General features: G+C 60.6%; 19 protein-coding genes. 9 read left to right on the top strand and 10 right to left on the bottom strand.

Annotated elements, in window-relative coordinates:
- Window position 1: 1 nt before the first annotated feature.
- Window positions 2-2,164 carry a xanthine dehydrogenase family protein molybdopterin-binding subunit gene (locus E3Z29_RS14580; RefSeq protein ID WP_134786103.1) on the bottom strand — a complete coding sequence of 721 codons (2,163 nt, stop codon included), beginning with the start codon at window positions 2,162-2,164 and terminating at the stop codon, window positions 2-4.
- A 14-nt stretch (window positions 2,165-2,178) separates the two neighbouring features.
- Window positions 2,179-2,634: a (2Fe-2S)-binding protein gene (locus tag E3Z29_RS14575; protein ID WP_134786102.1), complete on the bottom strand. Its 456-nt coding sequence runs from the start codon at window positions 2,632-2,634 to the stop codon at window positions 2,179-2,181.
- A 251-nt stretch (window positions 2,635-2,885) separates the two neighbouring features.
- Here E3Z29_RS14575 and E3Z29_RS14570 point away from each other — a divergent pair, with 251 nt between their 5' ends.
- Entirely contained in the window at window positions 2,886-3,716 is an 831-nt protein-coding gene (locus tag E3Z29_RS14570) for an alpha/beta fold hydrolase (protein WP_134786101.1), read from the top strand.
- Window positions 3,717-3,991: 275 nt separating this feature from the next.
- Here E3Z29_RS14570 and E3Z29_RS14560 read toward each other — a convergent pair whose 3' ends face one another.
- Complete coding sequence (locus E3Z29_RS14560; RefSeq protein WP_134786099.1) at window positions 3,992-4,384, bottom strand: GFA family protein; 393 nt, start codon at window positions 4,382-4,384, stop codon at window positions 3,992-3,994.
- Window positions 4,385-4,475: 91 nt separating this feature from the next.
- Between E3Z29_RS14560 and E3Z29_RS14555 the strand changes: the two genes are divergently transcribed.
- From E3Z29_RS14555 to E3Z29_RS14540, 3 genes are all read left to right on the top strand, one after another.
- Window positions 4,476-5,144 carry a bifunctional 2-polyprenyl-6-hydroxyphenol methylase/3-demethylubiquinol 3-O-methyltransferase UbiG gene (locus tag E3Z29_RS14555; RefSeq protein ID WP_134786098.1) on the top strand — a complete coding sequence of 223 codons (669 nt, stop codon included), beginning with the start codon at window positions 4,476-4,478 and terminating at the stop codon, window positions 5,142-5,144.
- 216 nt (window positions 5,145-5,360) lie between these two features.
- The gene (locus tag E3Z29_RS14545; protein WP_096795948.1) at window positions 5,361-5,864 is read left to right on the top strand and encodes a VOC family protein; all 504 of its coding nucleotides are present in this window, start codon (window positions 5,361-5,363) and stop codon (window positions 5,862-5,864) included.
- Between the two features lie 35 nt (window positions 5,865-5,899).
- Window positions 5,900-6,733: an AraC family transcriptional regulator gene (locus E3Z29_RS14540; RefSeq protein WP_134786097.1), complete on the top strand. Its 834-nt coding sequence runs from the start codon at window positions 5,900-5,902 to the stop codon at window positions 6,731-6,733.
- 14 nt (window positions 6,734-6,747) lie between these two features.
- On the opposite strand, the gene E3Z29_RS14535 is transcribed toward E3Z29_RS14540, so the two are convergent.
- The gene (locus tag E3Z29_RS14535; protein WP_095139638.1) at window positions 6,748-7,335 is read right to left on the bottom strand and encodes a LysE family translocator; all 588 of its coding nucleotides are present in this window, start codon (window positions 7,333-7,335) and stop codon (window positions 6,748-6,750) included.
- A gap of 223 nt (window positions 7,336-7,558) precedes the next feature.
- On the opposite strand from E3Z29_RS14535, the gene E3Z29_RS29410 reads away from it, so the two are divergent.
- On the top strand, window positions 7,559-11,242 hold the full coding sequence (locus E3Z29_RS29410) for a hypothetical protein (protein ID WP_167734124.1): 3,684 nt from the start codon (window positions 7,559-7,561) through the stop codon (window positions 11,240-11,242).
- Window positions 11,243-11,284: 42 nt separating this feature from the next.
- Here the strand turns inward: E3Z29_RS29410 and E3Z29_RS14525 are convergent, their stop codons facing one another.
- Together E3Z29_RS14525 and E3Z29_RS14520 are read right to left on the bottom strand one after the other, a co-directional pair.
- Window positions 11,285-13,531, bottom strand: a complete 2,247-nt coding sequence (locus E3Z29_RS14525; RefSeq protein ID WP_134786096.1) for an ATP-binding protein — start codon at window positions 13,529-13,531, stop codon at window positions 11,285-11,287.
- Window positions 13,528-14,142 carry a biliverdin-producing heme oxygenase gene (locus tag E3Z29_RS14520; RefSeq protein WP_134786095.1) on the bottom strand — a complete coding sequence of 205 codons (615 nt, stop codon included), beginning with the start codon at window positions 14,140-14,142 and terminating at the stop codon, window positions 13,528-13,530. The genes E3Z29_RS14525 and E3Z29_RS14520 overlap by 4 nt, the downstream gene beginning before the upstream one ends.
- A 273-nt stretch (window positions 14,143-14,415) precedes the next feature.
- Between E3Z29_RS14520 and E3Z29_RS14515 the strand changes: the two genes are divergently transcribed.
- Window positions 14,416-15,036 carry a LysE family translocator gene (locus E3Z29_RS14515; protein ID WP_134786094.1) on the top strand — a complete coding sequence of 207 codons (621 nt, stop codon included), beginning with the start codon at window positions 14,416-14,418 and terminating at the stop codon, window positions 15,034-15,036.
- On the opposite strand, the gene E3Z29_RS14510 is transcribed toward E3Z29_RS14515, so the two are convergent.
- Complete coding sequence (locus E3Z29_RS14510; RefSeq protein ID WP_134786093.1) at window positions 15,033-15,446, bottom strand: VOC family protein; 414 nt, start codon at window positions 15,444-15,446, stop codon at window positions 15,033-15,035. The genes E3Z29_RS14515 and E3Z29_RS14510 overlap by 4 nt on opposite strands.
- A 107-nt stretch (window positions 15,447-15,553) precedes the next feature.
- On the opposite strand from E3Z29_RS14510, the gene E3Z29_RS14505 reads away from it, so the two are divergent.
- Genes E3Z29_RS14505 through E3Z29_RS14495 form a run of 3 tightly spaced genes read left to right on the top strand, consistent with a single transcriptional unit; the run spans window position 15,554 to window position 18,096 of the window.
- Window positions 15,554-16,636, top strand: coding sequence for a bifunctional transcriptional activator/DNA repair enzyme AdaA (locus tag E3Z29_RS14505; RefSeq protein ID WP_134786092.1), 1,083 nt, complete (start codon window positions 15,554-15,556; stop codon window positions 16,634-16,636).
- 31 nt (window positions 16,637-16,667) lie between these two features.
- Complete coding sequence (locus E3Z29_RS14500; protein WP_134786091.1) at window positions 16,668-17,465, top strand: isocitrate lyase/phosphoenolpyruvate mutase family protein; 798 nt, start codon at window positions 16,668-16,670, stop codon at window positions 17,463-17,465.
- Window position 17,466: 1 nt separating this feature from the next.
- Window positions 17,467-18,096 carry a DNA-3-methyladenine glycosylase gene (locus E3Z29_RS14495; protein ID WP_134786090.1) on the top strand — a complete coding sequence of 210 codons (630 nt, stop codon included), beginning with the start codon at window positions 17,467-17,469 and terminating at the stop codon, window positions 18,094-18,096.
- 268 nt (window positions 18,097-18,364) lie between these two features.
- On the opposite strand, the gene E3Z29_RS14490 is transcribed toward E3Z29_RS14495, so the two are convergent.
- The 3 genes from E3Z29_RS14490 to E3Z29_RS14480 all read right to left on the bottom strand — a co-directional run bounded on the left by E3Z29_RS14490 (window position 18,365) and on the right by E3Z29_RS14480 (window position 21,570).
- A complete protein-coding gene (locus tag E3Z29_RS14490) occupies window positions 18,365-19,462 on the bottom strand; it encodes an extracellular solute-binding protein (protein WP_134786089.1) in 1,098 nt (365 codons plus the stop codon).
- A gap of 2 nt (window positions 19,463-19,464) precedes the next feature.
- A complete protein-coding gene (gene aguA / locus E3Z29_RS14485) occupies window positions 19,465-20,586 on the bottom strand; it encodes an agmatine deiminase (RefSeq protein ID WP_134786088.1) in 1,122 nt (373 codons plus the stop codon).
- A 99-nt stretch (window positions 20,587-20,685) separates the two neighbouring features.
- Window positions 20,686-21,570, bottom strand: coding sequence for a LysR substrate-binding domain-containing protein (locus E3Z29_RS14480; RefSeq protein ID WP_098968259.1), 885 nt, complete (start codon window positions 21,568-21,570; stop codon window positions 20,686-20,688).
- Window positions 21,571-21,633: the final 63 nt, after the last annotated feature.

Raw genomic sequence — 21,633 nt, 5'->3', positions numbered from 1 at the left:
CTCACACCCCCGACAGTTGCAGCGGCAGTTCACGCAAGCGCTGCCCGGTCAGCGCATACACGGCATTGGCCACCGCCGGCGCTGTGGGCGGAACACCGGCCTCACCGATGCCGCCGGGTTTGTCGCTGCTGGGCACGATATGCACCTCGACCAGCGGCATCTCGTTGAGCCGCAGCACTTGATAGTCGTGATAATTGGATTGCACCACCGCGCCGTCCTTGAGCGTCAGCTTGCTGTGCAGCGCCATGCCCAGGCCAAAGGTGATGCACGATTCCATCTGCGCCGCGATGCTCTGCGGATTGACCGCGATCCCGCAATCCACCGCACACACCACGCGGTGCACGCGGATCGCCAGATTTTCCTGCGAGACCTCGGCCACCTGCGCCACATAACTGCCGAACGACTCGTGTACCGCCACGCCCAATGCATGCCCGTCAGGCAACGGCGCTGTCCAGTTGGCCTTCTCCACCGCCAGATTCAGCACCCCGAGATGCCGCGCATGGTCCTTGAGCAAGGTGCGTCGATATTCGATCGGGTCCTTGCCCGCCGCCGTGGCCATCTCATCGATCAGCGACTCCATGACGAACGCGGTGTGGCTGTGCCCCACCGAACGCAGCCACAGCACATTGATCCCGGTCTGCGGCGAATGCAGCTCGACCTGTTGATGGGCCAGGCCCTTGATATACGGGCTGTCGGCCACGCCTTCGACCGAAGTCGCGTCGATGCCGTTCTTGACCATGGTCTGTTCGAGCATGGTGCCGGCCATGATCGACTGGCCGACCAGCACATGCTGCCAGCTCAGCGGCATGCCCTGCCCGTCGAGGCCGATGCGTGCCTGATGCAGGAACATCGAGCGGTAATACCCGCCGCGAATGTCGTCCTCGCGCGACCACACGGTTTTCACCGGCAGCCCGGCGGCTTTCGCCACTTGCACCGCTTCGGCGACGAAGTCCGAGGTCGGATTGGCCCGCCGCCCGAATCCGCCGCCAAGAAATTCGGTGTGAATTTCCACCTGTTCCGGTTTGAGTCCGGTGATCTTGCCGGCGACCATCTGATCGAGGGTCTGGAATTGCGTGCCGGTCCAGATCTCGCACTTTTCGGCGCTGATCTTCACTGTGCAGTTCAGCGGTTCCATCGGTGCGTGCGCCAGATACGGCACGCTGTATTCGACGTCGATTTTCTTCGCCGCCTTGTCGAAGTTGCCTTTCGGATCCCCAGCCTGGCTGGCGGAAGTGCCCGGTGTCGCTGCCAGTTTGCGGAAACTGTCGAGCAGGCCCTGGCTGCTCAGGTCAGCGTGCGGCCCGAGATCCCAATCGACCTTCAGCGCATCGCGACCAAGTTTCGCCGCCCAGTAATGATCGGCAATCACCGCCACACCGGTCGGCACCTGTACCACTTTGTGCACACCGGGCACCGCCAGTGCCTCGGCGCCCTCGAAGGATTTGACCGTGGCACCGAACACCGGCGCACGGGCGACCATCGCGGTCATCAAGCCCTCGAATTGCACGTCCATGCCGAACTTGGCGCGGCCGGTGATTTTCTCCGGGGTGTCGAGACGCTTGGTCGGCTTGCCGATGACCTTCCAGTCTTTGGCCTCCTTGAAGGTGATCGACTTTGGATCCGGCACTGGCAGTTGCCCGGCGGCGTCCGCCAGTTCGCCGTACGTCGCGCGTTTATCGCCGGCGATCACTACGCCGGACTCGGTGCGAATAGTCGACGCAGCGACGTTGAAGCGCTTGGCCGCCGCTTCCACCAGCATCTGCCGCGCCGTGGCCCCGGCGAGCCGGTAGCGGTCGAATTCCATCCAGGTCGAGGTCGAGCCGCCAGTAATCTGCATCCCGCCAAACGCGGGCATGCCGTAATTCGCCGCTGAGGCCGGCGAGTGTTCGACGCGGATCGTCGACCAGTCGGCGTCCAGTTCTTCGGCGATCAGCATGGTCAGACCGGTCCAGATGCCCTGACCCATTTCCGAATGCCCGAGCAACACCGTCACGCTGTTGTCGGCGGCAATGCGCAAAAACGCATTCGGCGCGAAGACCTTGCCTTCATTCTCCGCCGCCAGAGCAAAACGATGGGCACCAGGCACGACGAACGCCACCACCAGACCGCCCCCCAGCACGGCACTGCCCTTGAGAAATCCGCGACGCGATACAGGACTGTTCATCGTCTGTCTCCCAATCAGCCGAACTCGGCCGCACGTTTCACAGCCGCGCGGATTCGCGGATAGGTACCGCAGCGGCAAATATTCCCGGAGAGCGCCTGATCGATATCGTTGTCGGTGGGCTTGGGGATTTTCGCCAGCAGCGCGGCGGCAGACATGATCTGCCCCGACTGGCAGTAGCCGCACTGCACCACATCAAGTTCGGCCCAGGCCTGCTGCACCGGGTGCGAGCCATCGGTCGAAAGGCCTTCGATGGTGAGAATTTTCTGCCCGTTGGCCACGGCGGTGGCGGGCGTGATACAGGCACGCAATGGTGCGCCATCGACGTGTACGGTGCAGGCGCCGCACTGGGCCATGCCACAGCCGAATTTGGTACCGGTCAGGTGCGCAACGTCACGCAGGACCCAGAGCAACGGCATGTCGGCCGGCACATCGAGCTCCTGATCCTTGCCATTGATATTCAAGGTCAGCATCGGGGATTTTCCTCAGACTCACGGTGTTCTGAAGGGGCGTCGTTACGGCCATCGAAGCCTGTGCGCGCCTCGGCTTATCCCTTTCAGCAAAGCCTAATTTGCGCGTGAAGCCAGACGTGGCGACCACCGGTCATGCCCTATCGCAAAAATGTCGACTTTAATCCTCTGGCTGATAACGGCGCTTATCCGAACCCTCACGACCGGTCTGCGACGAGCGCGGTAACCCATCACAATGCTCAGGAGTCGCGAACATGGGATTTGTCACCACCAAAGACGGCGTCGATATTTTCTACAAGGACTGGGGCCCGAAGGACGCCCCGGTGATCCACTTCCACCACGGCTGGCCGCTCAGCTCGGATGACTGGGATGCGCAGATGCTGTTCTTCCTGGGCCAGGGTTTTCGAGTGATCGCCCATGACCGCCGGGGGCACGGAAGGTCGAGTCAGGTCTGGGACGGCCATGACATGGACCATTACGCCGACGATGCGCTGGCGGTGGTTCAGCACCTGGGGGTGAAGAACGTGGTGCATGTCGGCCACTCCACCGGCGGCGGCGAGGTCATCCACTACATCGCCCGTCATGGTCAGGACAACGTCGCCAAAGGCGTGTTGATCAGCGCGGTGCCACCGTTGATGGTGCAGACCGAAAGCAATCCGGGTGGCTTGCCGAAATCGGTGTTCGACGATTTTCAGGCGCAACTGGCGGACAATCGTGCGCAGTTCTACCGCGATATCCCCAGCGGGCCGTTTTATGGCTATAACCGCCCCGGGGCCAAGCCGTCTGAGGGGATCATCGGCAACTGGTGGCGTCAGGGCATGATCGGCGGCGCCAAGGCGCATTACGACGGGATCGTTGCGTTCTCGCAGACCGATTTCACTGAAGACCTGAAGAAAGTCACCGTGCCGGTGCTGGTGATGCATGGCGAGGACGATCAGATCGTACCGTATGCGAACTCGGGGCCTTTGTCGGCGAAACTGCTGCCAAATGGCACGCTGAAGTCATATCCGGGGTTTCCGCACGGGATGCCGACGACTGAGGCGGCGACGATCAATGCCGATTTGCTGGCGTTTATTCGCGGTTGAGATAACCGAAGTCAGCTGACTCCCCTGTAGGAACGGGCTTGCTCGCGAAGGCTATCTGTCTGTCGATATCAGGTTGACTGAATCACCGCTTTCGCGAGCAAGCTCGCTCCCACCAAGGTCGGTGGTGCAAACAATTCTATCTATCCAACACAAATCCTGTGGGAGCGGGCTTGCTCGCGAAGGCAATCGGTCTGTCGATATCGAGTTGGCTGAACCACCGCTTTCGCGAGCAAGCCCGCTCCCACCAGGGGACTCGGGCTTGCCCGGACTTTTTGCTATTCCTCGGTGCGCCCCGTGCGTTCGCGATCACGTTCGTAGTGGTGCGCCAGTGGCAGCGCCGGCAACCATGACTCGCGCCGCACAGTCCACAGCTCATAAGTCGGCTTGAGCTGGTTCGGCGCGTCCAGCGAGCCGACATTCACTTCAATTTCATCCCCCGAACGCGCCAGTACCGGCGAACCACAGCGCGGACAGAACACTCGCCCTTGATACTCGCCGGTCTTGCCGCTGACGGTCACCGCATTCTCGGGAAATATCGCCGAGGCATGAAACAACGCGCCGTGGTGTTTGCGGCAGTCGAGGCAGTGGCAGATGCCGACGCGGTAAGGTTGGCCTGATGCTTCGAAACGCACATCGCCGCACAGGCAACCGCCAGTTAATGGGTTCATGGTGTCTATCCTCTGCCAGACTCTGTTCAGCCTTTGAACATAGCAGCCAACAAGCGAACGCCCACAATCGGCTTATACCGGAGACAGCGCCATGCCCTCCCCTGAATCCATCTTGTTACAGAGCTGGCACGCCAACGCTGATGCCTGGATCGACGCGATCCGCAGCGGTGCCATCGAAAGCCGTCAGCAGGTCACCGATCAGGCGATCCTGCTGGCGATCATGGGCCGCCAACCGGAACACGTGCTGGATCTGGGTTGCGGCGAAGGCTGGATGTTGCGGGCGATGGCGGATCGCGGTATCGATGCGGCGGGCGTCGATGGCGATGCGACCTTGATAGAAGCTGCACGCGAGGCCGGTTCGGCCAAGGTACATGTGGCCAGTTATGCGGCATTGGTCGACGCCGAAATTGATATTGGCCGTGACTACGATTTGATCTGCGCCAACTTCTCGCTGCTGCATCAGGACATCATTCCATTGCTCGCCGCAATGCATGCGTTGCTGGTTCCGGGCGGCGCCATGATCATTCAGACCCTGCATCCGTGGGCCGTGGCGGCCGGCAATTATCAGGATGGCTGGCGTGAAGAGTCCTTCGCCGGGTTCAAGGGCCAGTGGCAGCCGATGCCGTGGTATTTCCGCACGCTGTCGAGCTGGTGCAACGCGCTGGACATGGCCGGGTTTCGACTGGTCAGCCTGCAAGAGCCGCAGCATCCGCAAAGCCCGGTGCCGCAGTCGCTGTTGCTGATCGCCGAATGGCGCTGACCGGGGCGACTCGAACCCCTTGTGGGAGCGAGCTTGCTCGCGAATGCGGAGTGTCTGACAGGCTCGTTGCCGCATGTGCCGACGCTTTCGCGAGCAGGCTCACTCCTACAGGGTTTGTCAGCCAGCAACGCAATTGTCGATCTACGGCACCGTCATTCGACCAAGGACTGACTACGCTGTAAATCCTGCGTGTGTAACCTGCCGAGGATGACTGCCATGCAACGCTTTCAAAAACTCACACCGTGCCTGTGGTTCGATGATCAGGCCGAAGCCGCCGCGAAGTTCTATTGCTCGATCTTCGATCATTCGAAAATCACCGGCCTGACCCACTACAGCAAGGTTGGCCAGGAATTTCACGGCAAGCCGGAAGGCGCGGTGATGACCGTCAGTTTCGAACTCGACGGCCAGACCTTCACCGGCCTCAACGGCGGGCCGATGTTCAAGTTCAGTGAGGCCATTTCGTTTCAGGTCAATTGCCAGAATCAGGAAGAGGTCGACCACTTCTGGGGCAATCTGTCGGCAGGCGGCCCGGTCGAGGCCCAGCAATGCGGCTGGCTCAAGGACAAGTTCGGGGTGTCGTGGCAGATCGTGCCGGTGGCGTTCATGCACATGATGCTGGACCCCGACACCAGCAAGTCGCAACGGGCAATGCAGGCCATGTTCAAGATGAAAAAACTCGACATCGCCGAACTGGAACGGGCCTTCGCCGGCCAGAGCTAATACACTCCGGTTCTGGCCTGCCGGGAACCATAACGATGAAACACGCTGCCGCCAAAAAACCTGAAAAAGCCCCTCGCTTCTGGCGCGACGATGCCCTGCCCTTCATCGAGGCACGGGCCATCGCCGATGGCCGTGAGGTCTGCTACTCGCGCCATTCCCATGCGCATTTTTCGATTGGCGCGATCACCGCCGGGCGGAGCATTTATGTGCATGAGCAATCGACGTTCGAAGTCGCCGCCGGCACCGTGGTGCTGATGAATCCCGGCGACGTGCATGCCTGCAACCCACTCGATGATCAGCCGTGGTCGTACTTGATGCTGTATGTCGAGACGCCGTGGCTGACGGATCTGCAGCATCAACTGGGGTTCAGTGCCGAGCTTGAGTTTCGGCGGTTTTCCACTACTCATCTGGATGACCCGCGACTGTTTCGTGACCTGCAAGGGCTTTACGCCACACTCGTCGACGAGCAACAGGACGTACTGCGCAAACACAGCGCAGCGGTGGAGTTTTTCAGCGATCTGCAACTACGCTTGAACCCGGCTGAACCACCGTTGCGCGAGCCGAATTTCAAGCTCGAACGCGCCGCTGACTTCATCCGCGAACACTGCACTGACCTGCTCAGCCTGGAGGACATCTGCACGGCGGCGCAGTTGTCACCGTCGTATCTGATCCGTGCGTTCAAACAGCATTACGGCATGACCCCGCATGCCTTTGTGGTCAACCAGCGCATCCAGTTCGCCCGCGAACGTCTGCGCAGCGGCCAGTTGATTGCTGATGTCGCACTGGAGGCAGGGTTTGCCGATCAGGCGCATTTTCAGCGCGCATTCAAACAGCATCTGGCGGCGACTCCCGGCCAATATCGCGGCTGATCCTGGCGCCGGGCTCACGGCAACAGCAGATAACCCGCGCTCGCCGCCAGCAACAAGGCCATCAACCGATTGAACAGGCGCATCCCCTTCGGATTGCCCAGATACCCACGCAGAAACGTCCCGGCATAGACCCAGCAACCGACCGACAGATAACAGATCACCAGATACACCGCGGCGAACTGCCAGACCAGCCGTGCCTCGCCATCGGCGACAAACGCGCCCATCCCTGCCACACACGCCAGCCAGGCTTTCGGGTTGAGCCATTGCATCACCGCGCCGTACAACATCGACGGCGCCCGCCCCGCCTCGCCGGCATGCAACTGGCCGTCATCGGCAGCCAGTTTCCAGGCCATGAACAACAGAAACGCCACCCCGGCCAATTGCACCACCCGGGTCAGAAATGGCCACAGTTTCAGGACTTCATGCAGGCCCAGGCCCATCAGTACCAGCAACAACACAAACCCCAGCGTCGCTCCCGCCACGTGCCGCTGACTGGCCCGAAAGCCGAACTGCGCACCGGAACTCAGCGCGACGATGTTCACCGGGCCCGGGGTTATGGACGCCACTAGCGCGAACGCCGCCATCGACACAATCAGACTCATAACGCACCTGCCGCAGATTGGGGAGAAAGAGACTCAGGCTAACTAAGGCATAGCCTCCTGTATTGAACAAAATTGCCCTCGTATCGACCGACAGGAAACATACATTGAAACCAATACTGCAGAACAAACCCTGACTGCGCCGATATAGTCGCCATGCGAAAACAAAACTTCGCTATACCCGTTTATTGACCCACCTATATAGCCATGGATGGACTGACACCCAATGACGACTTCAACCAATCTTTTTACCCCAGCACCTTTATCAAGTGAGCAACTTGAGCGACGTGATATTGCGCAGACAATGAGAGCCATGCTCGAAAAGTGGGAAAAGGCCAAGGCCAGCGACAACTATGCCTACCCCACCAACCGTGTTAATAACAAACAACTGTGCATATCGACTCTTGAGGGAAGTCTATTCAATCAAGCGCATTTTTCGGCACACATCGTCCTGCGCCAACTGGTACGTCAGCCACAATTCGTTGCAATCGTCGATACGTTAGAAATCAATGATGACAACTGGACACTGGTCAATAAAAAGGGCGAAATCTTTCAAGTCCATGAAATCCAAACAACTGTCGGGACGTTTATCGAGCGCATTGATATCACCCAGCAGATCAACGAGATTGATTCGTTGAAAGCCGACCTGCAACTGCTGGCCAGCAGTGCAGTCATGACAGGTGGCATCGTGTCTTCAAGCGACCGTCTGCCCTTGCTCAACTGGCTGCAGTTCCAGCAACTGAACCTGCCCGAGACCGCAGACCACTTGCAAAACCTGATTGCCTGGCTCGAACTGACGTTGCCGCTGCCACCGACGCATGGCAACTACTGGGGGATATCGAACGAAACCGGCGCAACAGAGCTGTGCATCGACGAAGATCAGCAATCGGCTATCTACCAGGTCATCCATAAGTTGATGGACAAGGGCGAGCCGCGCGCGGAACCGCTGATCAATTATCTGGCGGGCGCACTGCTCAAGAAAGAGACGCCGACAGCCCTGCGTGAATACCCGCGTCGCGCCTGGGCACTGCTGATCGAGACCGAAGAAGCCAAAGCTTTCGCCCAGTCCTGCTTCGAAGCGTTGAACGAGCCGTCCATGGCCAATGCGACTGTGCTGAGCACAGAGCAGCGCAGTCGCCTGCTGGTCGCAGCGGTCATGCTGGATTTGTCGTTGGGTCGCGAAGACAAGAACCAGAACTTCATCGAGCAGAATATCTATAACCCAGGTTACGTGCAGGCTACCTCCCATGAGGTCAACCTGAGACTGGAACAGGCACTCGGACGCCGACGTATCAAGGAATATGCAGTTCCCATGACGCTGGAACTGATCCTCGCCGGACTTGCACCTGAGTTCCTGGTCAGGACACCCGCGACTCTGCAGATCGGCACGCCTGGTTGGGTAATTCTGCGCAAATCGGTAAGTCTGGCCGAGAGCGTCGCGCCGGGCCTGTCCAGTCAGATGTCCTATGACAAGCTGCTTGAATTGGGCGCGATTTTGCCCACCAGTGCGCAACAGCAGACCCTGCATGACTGGGCGAACCTGCAAGGCATCATGGACTGGTCGATGCTGAATGGCCTGGAACCGGAAAATGCCAATGAACTGCCAACCCAAGACCTATTCAAGCTGGCTGCCACCCAATACAACGCCCACCTCGATGCGATCAGCGCCGCACTGACAACGCTCGCCACCCCACCGGTCAGTCGGCGCAAGCTGGCGAAAGCCGAGCTGTACGACATTGATTGCGATCCGACGACAGAAATATCGTTGCCGGTCGAATACGGATTCAAACGCAACTATCATTCCGTACTTGATGTTTATATGACGCGCAACCTGTTGTTCAAAAAGGACTATGACAGGCAATCCGGCACAAGTATCTACAAGGCACATCCGGATCTGCTGAGACTCGAACCAATCAATGATCTTTACAAGGCAAAAGTAAAAGAATACTTCAAGCAATACAAAGCGGCCATCAACACCACTATGCGCCTGACACTTTCACGACTGCCACAGGAAGAACGGATGGCACTTGAATTTGGCAAGGCAGCCATATTCATCGTTCGCGAATTCTCCATACAAACCCCGATAAACAGCAGCTTTGTGCCTTTTGATCCACGTAAAACAGCGCGCTTCGGCACCCTGCTGTTTTGCAAGTATGGATTGCAGTTTTACTGTTTTGAAATATTCCCCCTGCAAGGCATTTGCCGCAATAATCCGGCTCTTGCTGAGGCCTACGTCCGCGGCCAGACACTCGATGAGATCGGATGGTTTACCGAAGGGCCGAACGGCGACAACGACTTCAAGTCGCTGACGTATCTTCATACGCGAATCGAAAAAACCGCCTACTTCGAAGGCCAGCCCCCCTTGGGCGAGGAGCTGCGAGACAGGCCGGGCATCATTCTCGAACGCTTTGCCGAATTCGATGAGCCTGACGACGCGCTACCCTTTACGCGTAGCCCTATGCACAGTTTCAACTCGGAACGTTTCAACAAGATCGGCGAAATCATTGCCGAACATAATCCGCCGACCCATTACGATCAGTTTTATGCAATCAGTTACGACAAAACCGCCCTGGAGAAGAATCTTGATGACTGGGACAACATCACCGAAACCATTCTCGACGTCGTCATCCCGTTCCGCCAATGCATCAGGGGCCTGTCCTCCAGTGACCCGGATCTTCGCAGCGGCGCCATATTCAGTTGCGTGATGGACCTGACCGCGATCATTTTCGTCTTTGCCGGAGCGCTGGGGCCGTTCAGCAAGGCGCTGGGCAGCAGTACAAGACTGTTAAGCCTGAGCAAGGTCGGCGCAAGCGTTGCGCTGTCGGTGTTCAATCCGCTCGATGGCGTTCCGAAGCTGGTTTACGGTGGTGCCAGACTGGTCGGCAAAGGCGTGATGAAACTCAGCCATTTCGGCCATACCGTCATCCGGGCCGGAGCCGGACAACTCCGAGCGCTGAGCAGTACCAGCAGCGGCTCGTACGACCTGGTCAAGGCACTGAGCAAGACCGGCGCTGCAGCAGAGATTCGCATGACGTTGCCGACGCTGGCGCATGCACGGGCATTGTTCAAGGATGATGCACTCGAAACAGTCGAACAGCTCGTCACACGCCTGAGCCAGGACGTTGTTTCCATACCCAAGGGCGGCAATGCGACAGAACTGCAGCATCTGTTCAACGCTGCAACGAGGGAAGCGACTCAGTCCTCAAAGGGATTCCAGCAACTGGAATCGTTAATAGGTCATGCCGCGGCGAACGACGTACTGATCAGCTTCACCAAAAGCAGAGGCCCCCGGTTCAACGGCACAAAGTTCACTACAAAAGCTGGTGACTATTCGGAAATACTTGGATCAATGGCCGAGCTTGAATCCAGGAAAGTCATCTATCTGAAGAATCATCAGCAAAGCGTCTTGAAGACGGATCTGGGCAAGCCACCCTACAGCGACGTGATGCCCGAAACGGCGTTCAACCCGCAGGGTTTCACCGACAATGCGCAGAGAGCCGGAGCCTGGATGGTCAAGGGTTCGTCCTCCGACAACGAACTGGAGCACATTGTCGCGATCCTGCGCGAGTATACGAGCAACAATAAATCGCTCACCGATGCGAACGTGGTCAAAGAGATCCACGCTCGACTGGTGCCTCAACTGGCGGAGTCTGTGCGCGAGGTAGGACAGCCAACAAAATATGGTGGCAGCATCAGCGGTTATGCTTCGCTGGAACAACATCTGAAGACGCTCGATGCCGCCCATGAGCATGTCGACAAACACTTGCTGGCGGCCATCGCCGGTTTTCAAGGCTTCGGCGACGGCAATGGTCGTACCGCCAGCGCGGTGTATGCGATCAGCCAACTGCGCAACAATCGATTTGTACCGATGCCGAAACACGTGTTCATGTCGTTGAGCGATCTGGGCTAACCACTCAAAATCCGTGCCCCGTTTAACGTGGCACGGATTTCTTCATTCCCCGGAGAGCATCGCCGGCACGGTAAACCGAAACTCAGTGCCCTCACCCGGCTCACTGCTGGCCTCGATCCGCCCGCCATGGGCTTCAACAATCCCCTGCGTGATGTACAAGCCCAGTCCGGTTCCGGTCGGGTTGCCCTCCTTCACCGTCCAGTAGCGATCAAACACCCGCGCCAGGTTTTCCTTGGGAATGCCTTCGCCGGTATCGCGCACGGTAAACACGATCTCTTTGCCGTCAGACTTGGCCAACACGCCCACCGAACCTTTGCGCGGGGTGAACTTGATCGCGTTGCCGATCAGGTTCGACAGCACCTGAAACAGGCGCTCCGGGTCGGCGTGGATTTTCAGGTCGGGATCGGCCTCGAACGAGATATTGATGTCCTTGTCCATCGCCAGTGGCCCGAGCAGCGACTGGGTCTCCTCGAACATTTGCCCGACATCCAGGGTCTGCGGGGCGATGGTGTAACGCCCGGCGTCGATCTTCGAGGTGTCGAGCAGATCTTCCAGTAGCGTGTTCATCCGCCCAGCTGCCTGCTGCATGGTGTCGATAGCCGTGGAGATGCGCCGCGAGGTGTGCGGGCCGTCGGAACTGAAGGTCTTCTGCATCATGCCGCAGAGCATGGAAATCACCGTCATCGGGTTGCGCAGGTCGTGGGAAACCACCGCTACCAATTCATCACGGGCGCGCACTGCCTCCTGCTCACGGCGCACCTGACGGGCGAGGTCGTTTTCCAGTGCCGAACGGCGCAGGTCATTGGCCGCAAACAGATCACCGTGACTCCATTTGGTGGAGATTCCGGCCATCTCGACTTTCCAGATTTCGAACGAAGTACGCGGACGCAGACGCAGGCCGGCGTCGGAATTTTCCAGATCCAGCGGTTTGCGCGGGTCGCCGCTCCAGTTGATGTTTTCCTTGACCTCGGGACGGAACCACATCACCCCGTTGTCCACCGGTTTGGGCAGGCTCATGGCAAGCACGCCGCTGGCCACTTGCTGAAACTGCGCGGCTGGCGGGTAAACGCTCGCCAGATGATGGCTGGCGAACACCGGCTCACCGGTGTCCTGCAACCACTTGTGCAGGGCGCGAATGTCTTCCGGCTCCGGGCAGTTGCCGTAGCGATGCAATTGCTTGTCTTCGATGATCGCAATGCCCCCGGCCCCGGCCAGCGCCATCAGCACTTGCGGCTGCTGCGCCAGACCATCGAAGACATTTTCCGGCGAGTCGATCATCGCTTGATTGAGCAGCGCCAGCGCCTCGACTTTCTCTTCGCGCTGGCGGCTGATCTCCAGCGCCTCCATCGCGCTGATCTGCAGTGACAGCACCTGACCGATGGTCTGGCACGCGCTGCGCAGTTCGTGCGGCACATGCAGCGGCTGGCGATTACCGCAGCTGATCAGGCCCCAGAGCTTGTCGCCCTTGAGCAGCGAGATGCTCATCGACGACAGCACGCCCATGTTCTTCATGTACTGGCAATGAATCGGCGAGACGCTACGCAGAGTGGCAAAACTCAGGTCCAGCGGGGTCTGGGTGTCCGGGCGCAACTTGGGCACCAGCGGCACCGGCTGGTAATCGGCATTCGGGATGATCCGCAGCCAGTTGGTGCGGTACAGCTCGCGCGCCTGCTCGGGGATGTCCGAGGCCGGGAAAAACAGGCCGTTGAACACTTCCATCGACGGATCGGACGCCTCGGCGATCACCTGACCGTGGCCCTCCTCCTCGAAGCGGTAGATCAGCACCCGGTCGTAACCGGTCATCGCCTGGATTTCCTTGACGCTGATGTCGTACAGGGCCTGCAGCGAAGTGGCCGCTTGCAAGCGCTGGAGCATGCGCCCCAGATGGGTCTGGTTACCGGCGACGTTGCGCGGCTGGAAGTTTTCAACGTGGATTTCCAGTTCCAGAATCAACACGCCTTGATGCCGGTGCAGCAGACCTTCGAACGCGGTGCCGTTGAGGCGAAAGTGCAGCGGTGCGGCATCGGCAAATACCGGTTGTTGCAACGCCTCGCGCACGGCCACCGCGTGCTTCTCACCCAGCAATTCGTGCAGCGGCTGGCCGATCAGTTCCTGCGCCGGGCGTGCCAGCAGGGTCTCGACGTTGGCGCTGATCTGAATGATCTCCAGCGCCGGCTCGCTCAGGGTCAGCAACAGGCCATGGGGCTGGATTGCCCCGGGAAAGCGGATCGGTTCGTCGGCACAGTTGGCCAGCAGTTCTTCAAAGGCTTCTTGGTCTTGCGGGTTCATGCCAGTACCTCCCGGCTTTCGAGCCAGCGCTCGAAACAACTGAATGTGGTTCGGGCCGCCGCAACCACGGCTTCACGTTCGCTCGCATCCAGTGATCGACTGCCCAGGTATTCAATGAAAACGCGCCAGCGGCGGCCGGTGGCGGCGCCATAAATGTCGAGGAATGCCGCGCCATTGTCGGCGTTCAGGCTCAACCGCGAGGCGATTTCGCGGCGCAGGATCTGCCCGCCGAGGGTTGCCCCTTCCAGCACGTACGTCACTCCCAGACAGGCAGCGTTGGAGTCGATCACGGGCAGCGCCTGACACAGCGGCAAACGGGCGATAGCCTCGACCGACAGACCCTGGGCCCTCAGATCATTGAACAGGGTCGGTGCCTTGAGACGTGGCGCAAGATCGAAATCGACCGGGATCACGCCACTGTCGAGCAATGCGCTTTCCAGCGGCCGATAAAAGCCGTAGTAGGCCTGCATCAGCCGCAAAAAAGCGTTGGAATCGAGGGTATCGGAGAAAAAAGGAAGACGTTTTTCCAGTGCGATGTGCAGTTCGGCAGTGCCGGCTCGCAGATCTTGCAGCACCGGTGGCACATAAACTTCACGGGCCTTTGCTTGCATGTAGATCGCTCTTGGTGGGGCCGCTTCGGGGCCGGCAGGGTGTTTGCAGCTTTGGACGGATATTACACGGCAAACGCCTTTTTCTGACTTGGCGCACAGATTTTTCTGACGAAACCAGCGCCTTCAGACCTTTGAGAGTTTCGGCCAACCGGAAAAGTTCGACTCGATGGTCGGGCTGCTGATGCTGTACCGCGACAGCACCGCGTGACTGTACGGGTCAAGGCGCCCGCAGCCTGTGCTAAAAAAGCACCATCGTTTCCGGAGCCCAAGCCCATGGATCTCGCCACGCTCTCGCTGTTTCTCCCGGCCTGTTTCGCCCTGAACATGGCCCCCGGCCCGAACAACCTGCTGTCGGTCAGTAATGCCACCCGCTATGGCTATCGTCGGGCCTGCGCCGCCGGTATCGGGCGAATCGTTGCATTCGCCGCAATGATCGCCCTCGCCGGCGCGGGGCTGTCGGTGGTGCTGCAGACCTCGGAATGGCTGTTCCATGCGATCAAGATCATCGGCGCGGCGTACCTGCTTTACCTGGCCTGGCAACTGTGGCGGGCCAACCCCGAGGCTGAGCAGCAGATGGACGGAGCGTCGGTGGGGTTCTGGCGGCTGGCACGTCAGGAGTTTCTGGTGGCGGCGGGCAATCCGAAGGCGATCCTGTTGTTCACTGCGTTTCTGCCGCAATTCGTTGATCCGAGCCGCCCGGTGCCGGCGCAATTCGCCGTGCTCGGCGCGCTGTTTCTGCTGCTGGAATGGATTGCCATCGGCGCCTACGCGTGGATGGGCCTGCACATGCGCCGCTGGTTCGCCGAGCCGCGCGGCAAACGGATCTTCAACCGTTGCTGCGCAGGGCTGTTGTCGGCGGCGGCTTCGGTGTTGTTGCTCGCGAAACGGGCTTAAGTTTCGGACGGCCCTTTGAGTTCGACCTGATTGCCGTCCGGGTCGAAGCAATACAACGACAGGCCGTAGCCCTCGGCGCCGAAGCGTCTGGCGGCTTTTTCCACAGTCAGACCGTGCGCCTGCAAGTGCTCGGTCAGCGCAGATTCATCGAACGGCTCGATGCGCAGGCAGAAGTGATCGACGTTGCGCCGCTCGGCACCGGCCGCCGCGCCACCCTTTTTGCCGAGTTCGCCTTGCAAGTCGACGAGGTCGATCATCGAGGTGCCGGCGCGCAGGTGCACCAGCCCCAATGGTTCGTTGTGCCTGACCACCTCGGCGCCGAAGACCTGGCGGTAGAACTCGATACTGCGTTGCAGATCGGCGACACGCAGGACGATGTGATCGATGTGTTGAATGATGAACGGTGGCATGGTTGGCTCCAGCGAATCGGCGATCCGCTGATTGTGGTGCAGAATCGAAAAAATTCACTGTCGATTTTTCGGTGGAGCCATCGAAATCCTGGATTTAAGCTCTGCCCATGAACATACAAACCGCACTCCTGCCGCCCCACGCCGAGATGGTTCGCGCCATGCTCGAACGCGACACCGCCTACGAAGGGGTGTTCTTCACGGCCGTGAAAACCACCGGGATCTTCTGCCGCCCCAGCTGCACGGCGCGCAAGCCGAAACCGGAGAACGTCGAATTCTTCGCCCATGCCGATGAGTGCTTGAGCGCCGGTTATCGCGCCTGCCTGCGCTGCAAGCCGCTGGACGCCGCAGCCATCGCCCCCGACTGGGTGCAGCGCCTGCTCACCGCCGTCGATGCCGACCCGGAAATGCGCTGGAGCGATGCGCAACTGCTGGCCGAAGGCATCGAACCGCTGAAGCTGCGGCGCTGGTTCAAGCAGCATTTCGGCATGACCTTTCATGCCTGGCTGCGCACGCGCCGGCTCGGTATGGCGCTGGGCGGGATTCGCCAAGGCACCTCGATTGACCATGCGGCGTTCGACTCAGGCTATGAATCGCTCAGCGGTTTTCGCGATGCGTTCCAGAAGTCGTTCCACATCACCCCGGGCCGCGCGGCCAACAGTGAACCACTGTTGTTCACCCGCCTGACCACGCCGCTGGGGCCGATGATCGCCATGGCCGAACGTCGCGGACTGGTGTTGCTGGAGTTTCTCGATCGCCCGGCGCTGACCCGCGAAGTCGAAGAGCTGCAAAGCCGTCATGGCTACGTGGTCGCCCCGGGACACAACGCGCCTTTGCGGCAGATCGAAGAGCAACTCAACGAATATTTTGCCGGGACGCGCAGTGCATTCAGCGTCCCGCTGCATCTGCCCGGCAGCGCGTTCGACCAGCAAGTCTGGGAGCAACTGCTGCAAATTCCTTATGGCCAGACCAGCACCTACGGCGCCATCGCCTCACGCCTGGGCAAACCCGGCGCCAGTCGCGCGGTAGGCTTGGCCAATGGGCACAATCGGCTGTCGATCGTGGTCCCGTGCCATCGGGTGATCGGTGCGGACGGTTCGCTGACCGGCTATGGTGGTGGACAGCCGCGCAAGGCGTTTTTGCTGAGGCTGGAAAACGCTGCGGTGCAGCTCACGCAACCACTGGCTTTCTGACGCTTCGCACCACTCACAAGAAGGGATTTCGATGAACGCGCTCGACACTCGGTTCCACCAGTTACACCAGGAAGGTCTGCTGATCCTGACCAACGTCGCCGACGCCACCGGCGCGCGGCTGGTCGAGCACGCGGGTGGGCAAGCGGTCGCCACCAGCAGCGCGGCAGTCGCTTGGGCGCATGGCTATCCAGACGGCAACACCCTGCCCCTCGAACGGCTGATTTCAACCGTGGAATCCATCGCGCGGGTGATCCAGGTGCCGCTGAGCGTGGACATCGAGGCGGGTTATTCCGATGACCTTGGCCGTGTGGCCGAAGTGGTCGACGCGGTGCTCGCCGCAGGTGCGGTCGGGATCAATATCGAGGACGGCAGCGGCGCCCCGGAGCTGTTGGCGCGCAAGATTGAAGTGGCGCGGCAAGTCGCTCAGAAGCGTGGTGTGAAGCTGTTCATCAACGCGCGCACTGACGTCTACCTCAAGGGCCTGGTACCGGCCGAGGATCGCGTCGCCGAAACCCTGCACCGTTCAGCGTTGTACCAGGCCGCCGGGGCCGATGGCTTGTTTGCCGCTGGCGTGACCGCCGCTTATGAAATCGAGGCAATCTGCAAGGGCACGTCACTGCCGGTGAACGTGCTCGGCTTCGCCTGCCTGCCCTCGCCGTCCGAGCTGCAAGCTTTGGGCGTGCGGCGCCTGAGCGCCGGGTCCGGGATCGCCGAGTTCCTCTACGGCGCGATGGGTTCGCTGGTAAAAAGCTTCCTCGTCAGCGGCAAGCTCGACACCCACGACCTGAAGGCGCTGACCTACGGCGAAGTCAACGGACTGCTGAAATAGCATGCCGGATCGTTATCAGGCGGCCAGCGAATTTCTGGCCGCGCTCGACGAGGACTGGCAGCGCCACGTTGCAGCCGTCGGCCAGTGCCTGCATCAACCGCACCCGGCGCGTGATCCTTACGAATCGCTGGTGCGGGCGATTGCCTATCAGCAACTGCACGCCAAGGCTGGGGACGCAATTGTCGGTCGTCTGGTGGCGTTGTTTCCGGGGCAGACGTTTCCTCGGCCGGAACAGATTCTCGCGAGTGACTTCGATCAACTGCGCGGCTGCGGTTTTTCGGCGGGCAAGATTGCGACCATTCAGGGCATCGCCCGGGCAACGCTGGACGGTGTGGTGCCGGATTATCCCACCGCGCTGGCGATGGACGATGAAGCGCTGATCGAACGCCTGGTCAGCCTGCGCGGGGTTGGCCGCTGGACCGTGGAGATGCTGCTGATTTACAGCCTGGAGCGCATGGATATTCTGCCGGCGGATGATTTTGGCGTGCGCGAGGGCTATCGCCGATTGAAGGCGCTGGAGGTACAGCCGACGCGCAGGCAGATGATCGAGATCGGCTTGGCGTGGAGTCCGTATCGGACGGTGGCGGCGTGGTATTTGTGGCGCGTGCCAAAACCGCTGCCCTCACCCTAGCCCTCTCCCGGAGGGAGAGGGAACTGACTGGGGGAGATTGGAGATATCCGCCGACCTGAAATAGCGGCTGTGAATCCATAGTCGCCCCGGTTGGCTCCCTGTCCTTCCAGGAGAGGGAACTGACTGGGGGAGACTGGAGATGTTTGCCGACCTGTAATAGCTGCTGCGAATCCATAGTCGCCCAGGATTTTCAGGTCAATGTATTACGCAAGACTCCTCGGTCGGCTCCCTCTCCCTCCGGGAGAGGGCTGGGGTGAGGGTTGGCTTTTCAGAGGCCGGATTTCAACTTGCTGAACGCCCGAATCAAAGCCCGATTGAACGCCTTGCCATTGTCATTCTTGCTGTACAGCGAAGCCCGCACCGCCTCCGACGGATACGTCCCCGGATCATTACGGATCGATGCATCCACCAGACCATCCGCCGCCGTGATCGCATTGGCGTAGTGGATGGTGTCGGTGATCGGCGCGATCACCTCAGGGGTCATCAGGTAATCCATCAACGCCAGCCCCGCCTGCGGATGCGGCGCATCCTTGGGAATGACCATGGCGTCGAACCAGATCAACGTGCCCTCTTTGGGGATGCGGTAACTGAGCTGGAACGGCTTGTTCGCCGCTTGCGCCTGCCCGGCTGCAATCGCCACGTTGCCGTTCCACGACATCGCCACGCAGGTGTTGCCGTTGGCCAGGTCGCTGATGTTCAGGTCGTTGTCGAAGTAGCGAATGTACGGGCGGATCTTCGCCAGTTGCTGCTCGGCGAGTTTCAAGTCATCAAGGTTCTGCCGGTTGATGTCCAGGCCCAGGTACTTCATGACCGCCGCGAACACTTCGTTCGGGTCGTTGAGCAGACTCACCCCGCAATCGGCAAATTTCGCCACCACCGCCGGGTCGAACAGCATCGCCCAGCTGTCGGTCGGCGCGTTCGGCAGACGCTGCTTGATTGCCTGCTCCTGATAACCCACACCGGTGGTTCCCCAAGCATAAATACCGGCATAACGGTTGCCCGGATCGAACACCGCCATGTGCTGGCGGAACTCGTCACCGACTCCGGCAAAATGCGGCACCCGCGCCTTGTCCAGCGGCTGGATCGCACCGCTCTCGATGGCTCGCGACAGGTGTTGCCCGGCGGTCAGTACCAGGTCATAACCGCTGCGTCCGGTGAGCAGTTTGGTCTCCACGGTTTCCAGCGAATCGAAGTGATCGGCGACCACCTGAATACCGGTCTGCGCCTCGAAGTTCTTCAGCGTATCCGGGGCCAGGTACTCGCCCCAGATATACAGATTGACCACCGGTCTGGCGGGGTCGGCGGCCTGCACACACAGGGGTGCAAGCACCAGCAATAACGCTTGAGTCAGTTTGTGCAGGCCCATCATCACACCCCCTTGCGATTAGACGTGCCGGCGTATTGCGGCATGGTGATGCACGCGACGTTGCCGCCACCGAGGAGGATTTCCCGGGAGTTTTCGATGCCGACGATCTTGTGCTGCGGGAACAGTTCGGCGAGGGTCGCCAGCGCCACCTGATCGTTGCGATCACCGAACAGCGGCACCACGATCGAGCTGTTGCCGGCGTAGTAGTTGATATACGACGCACAGATTTGGGTGCCGGCCTGACGGGTGTGGGTACTGTCCTGCTGATCGAGGCCTTCGGCTTCCTCAGCGGTCCACTCCAGCACGTCCGGTTGCGGCAGTTTATGCACGATCAACTCGCGACCACGGCTGTCGCGGATGCTGCGCAGGATGTCGTAGGCCTCCTGATAGATTTCCCATTGCGGATCGTCGCGGTTGTCGGTCCACTGCAGCACCACTTCGCCGGGGCGCACGAAGCAGGCGAGGTCATCGACATGGCCATCGGTCTCGTCGAACTTGCAGCCGCGTGGCAGCCAGATCACCTGTTCGGCGCCGAGGTAATCGGTCAGGCGTCGAGTGACCTCGTCCTTGCCCAGATGCTGGTTGCGATTGCGGTTGAGCAGGCACTGTTCGGTGGTGAGGATGCTGCCCTGGCCATCGCTCTGGATGCCGCCGAGTTCGGCTATCAGCGGTGCGCGGTAACGGTCGAAGCGTTCGATTTCGAGGATCTTGCTGGCGATCTGATCGTCCTTGTCCCACGGGTAGTACAGCCCGCCGTCGAGGCCGCCATAGGCGTTGAATTCGAAGTCGACGCCGCGCACTTCGCCGTTCTGGTCGTTGACCACGAAGCACGGACCGCTGTCGCGGAACCAGGTGTCGTTGCAGGTCATCTCGACCACGCGCACTTGCGGCGGCAACTGGCGGCGGGCGGTGGCGAATTGCGCGGCGGAGGCGCAGACGGTGACCGGTTCGCTCTGCGCGATGGCGGTGACGATCTGCACCCAGACTTTCTGCGCCGGTTTCGCGCCGTTGCGCCACACGTCGGTGCGCTCCGGCCAGCCGAGCCAGCAGCCGGACTTGGCTTCGAATTCGCCGGGCAGACGGAAGCCGTCGCGCTTGGGGGTGGAGTCGAGCAAACGTGCCATGGTCAAACCTCGTCTTGGGGTTGGGAATGACCACAGGCTACGATCGCGGACGGCTGGCCCGCCAACGATGATTATTGCGGAACAGTTGAATTCAACTCATCAATCGGCCAGTTGATCGTTGAACCATTCGAGCATCTGCGCCACCGCCGGCCGCTCCAGGCGCAGCCGCTCGCAGACCAGCGCATATTGGCCCAGCGCGGTCATGCTCGATGCGAACGGCCGCACCAGCCGCCCGCTGAGCAAGTCCTCCTGCGCGGTGAGGTTGTCGCCCATCGCCACACCCTGCCCCTGCGCCGCCGCTTCCAGCGCCAGACCGGCGTGAGCGAAATACAACTGGCGCTGCGGGCGCAGATCGCCGGCGTGACTGGTGAGCCAGGCGGTCCAGGTCTTGCCGTCCTGATCGTCATGCAGCAGGCAGTGGCGCGCCAGGTCTTTCGGGGTTTTCAGAGTGCCCTGGTTGAACAGCCCCGGGCTGCATACCGGGAAGAATTGCAGCGCCGGCAACGGCCGTACGAAGTAGGCGCTGCTGTCCACCGGGCCGGTGCCGTAGGTGATCGCCAGGTCGATGTCTTCGCCCGGCGCGCTGGCGTCGATCGGCTGTTCGTAGAGATGCAGGGTGATGTGCGGATAGCGTGCGTAGAAATCGGTGAGGCGGTTCATCAGCCACTTTTGCGCCAGCTCGGCGGTGACCGCCAGGCGCAACACCGCCAGCGAGGAAGGATCGCGCAGTTCATCGCAGGCCTCGCCGATCAGTTCGAAGGCCTGCTGCAGGCTCTGCATCAGGCGTCCGGCGGCGATGGTCGGGCGGATCTGCCGGCCTTCGCGGATGAACAGCGAGACGCCCAGTTGCTCTTCGAGCTGACGGATCTGGTGGCTGACCGCGCTGTCGGTGACGCACAACTCGGCGGCAGCCCGGCCGAAATGCGCGTGGCGGGCGGCGCATTCGAAGGTTCGCAGGGCGGCCAGTGAGGGGAGTCTTCGCATGGGTTGGGGTGCCTTTTTTTGGGACATGCTGACCGGGCCTTGAGCAGGCGTCCAGTGGCACCG

Source organism: Pseudomonas sp. S150 (assembly GCF_004526365.1).
GTDB lineage: Bacteria > Pseudomonadota > Gammaproteobacteria > Pseudomonadales > Pseudomonadaceae > Aquipseudomonas > Aquipseudomonas putida_A.
Note: the sequence above shows the minus strand (reverse complement) of the source record. Positions and strands in the feature narration are given on the sequence as shown.

Coding starts and splice junctions, on each gene's coding strand:
- E3Z29_RS14545 (WP_096795948.1), top strand. CDS start 5,361: ATGCAACGCTTTCAAAAACTCACACCGTGCCTGTGGTTCGATGATCAG.
- E3Z29_RS14580 (WP_134786103.1), bottom strand. CDS start 2,164: ATGAACAGTCCTGTATCGCGTCGCGGATTTCTCAAGGGCAGTGCCGTG.
- E3Z29_RS14570 (WP_134786101.1), top strand. CDS start 2,886: ATGGGATTTGTCACCACCAAAGACGGCGTCGATATTTTCTACAAGGAC.
- E3Z29_RS14495 (WP_134786090.1), top strand. CDS start 17,467: ATGCCGGATCGTTATCAGGCGGCCAGCGAATTTCTGGCCGCGCTCGAC.
- E3Z29_RS14480 (WP_098968259.1), bottom strand. CDS start 21,570: ATGCGAAGACTCCCCTCACTGGCCGCCCTGCGAACCTTCGAATGCGCC.
- E3Z29_RS14500 (WP_134786091.1), top strand. CDS start 16,668: ATGAACGCGCTCGACACTCGGTTCCACCAGTTACACCAGGAAGGTCTG.
- E3Z29_RS14515 (WP_134786094.1), top strand. CDS start 14,416: ATGGATCTCGCCACGCTCTCGCTGTTTCTCCCGGCCTGTTTCGCCCTG.
- E3Z29_RS14520 (WP_134786095.1), bottom strand. CDS start 14,142: ATGCAAGCAAAGGCCCGTGAAGTTTATGTGCCACCGGTGCTGCAAGAT.
- E3Z29_RS14555 (WP_134786098.1), top strand. CDS start 4,476: ATGCCCTCCCCTGAATCCATCTTGTTACAGAGCTGGCACGCCAACGCT.
- E3Z29_RS14505 (WP_134786092.1), top strand. CDS start 15,554: ATGAACATACAAACCGCACTCCTGCCGCCCCACGCCGAGATGGTTCGC.
- E3Z29_RS29410 (WP_167734124.1), top strand. CDS start 7,559: ATGACGACTTCAACCAATCTTTTTACCCCAGCACCTTTATCAAGTGAG.
- E3Z29_RS14490 (WP_134786089.1), bottom strand. CDS start 19,462: ATGGGCCTGCACAAACTGACTCAAGCGTTATTGCTGGTGCTTGCACCC.
- E3Z29_RS14535 (WP_095139638.1), bottom strand. CDS start 7,335: ATGAGTCTGATTGTGTCGATGGCGGCGTTCGCGCTAGTGGCGTCCATA.
- E3Z29_RS14525 (WP_134786096.1), bottom strand. CDS start 13,531: ATGAACCCGCAAGACCAAGAAGCCTTTGAAGAACTGCTGGCCAACTGT.
- E3Z29_RS14510 (WP_134786093.1), bottom strand. CDS start 15,446: ATGCCACCGTTCATCATTCAACACATCGATCACATCGTCCTGCGTGTC.
- E3Z29_RS14575 (WP_134786102.1), bottom strand. CDS start 2,634: ATGCTGACCTTGAATATCAATGGCAAGGATCAGGAGCTCGATGTGCCG.
- E3Z29_RS14560 (WP_134786099.1), bottom strand. CDS start 4,384: ATGAACCCATTAACTGGCGGTTGCCTGTGCGGCGATGTGCGTTTCGAA.
- E3Z29_RS14540 (WP_134786097.1), top strand. CDS start 5,900: ATGAAACACGCTGCCGCCAAAAAACCTGAAAAAGCCCCTCGCTTCTGG.
- aguA (WP_134786088.1), bottom strand. CDS start 20,586: ATGGCACGTTTGCTCGACTCCACCCCCAAGCGCGACGGCTTCCGTCTG.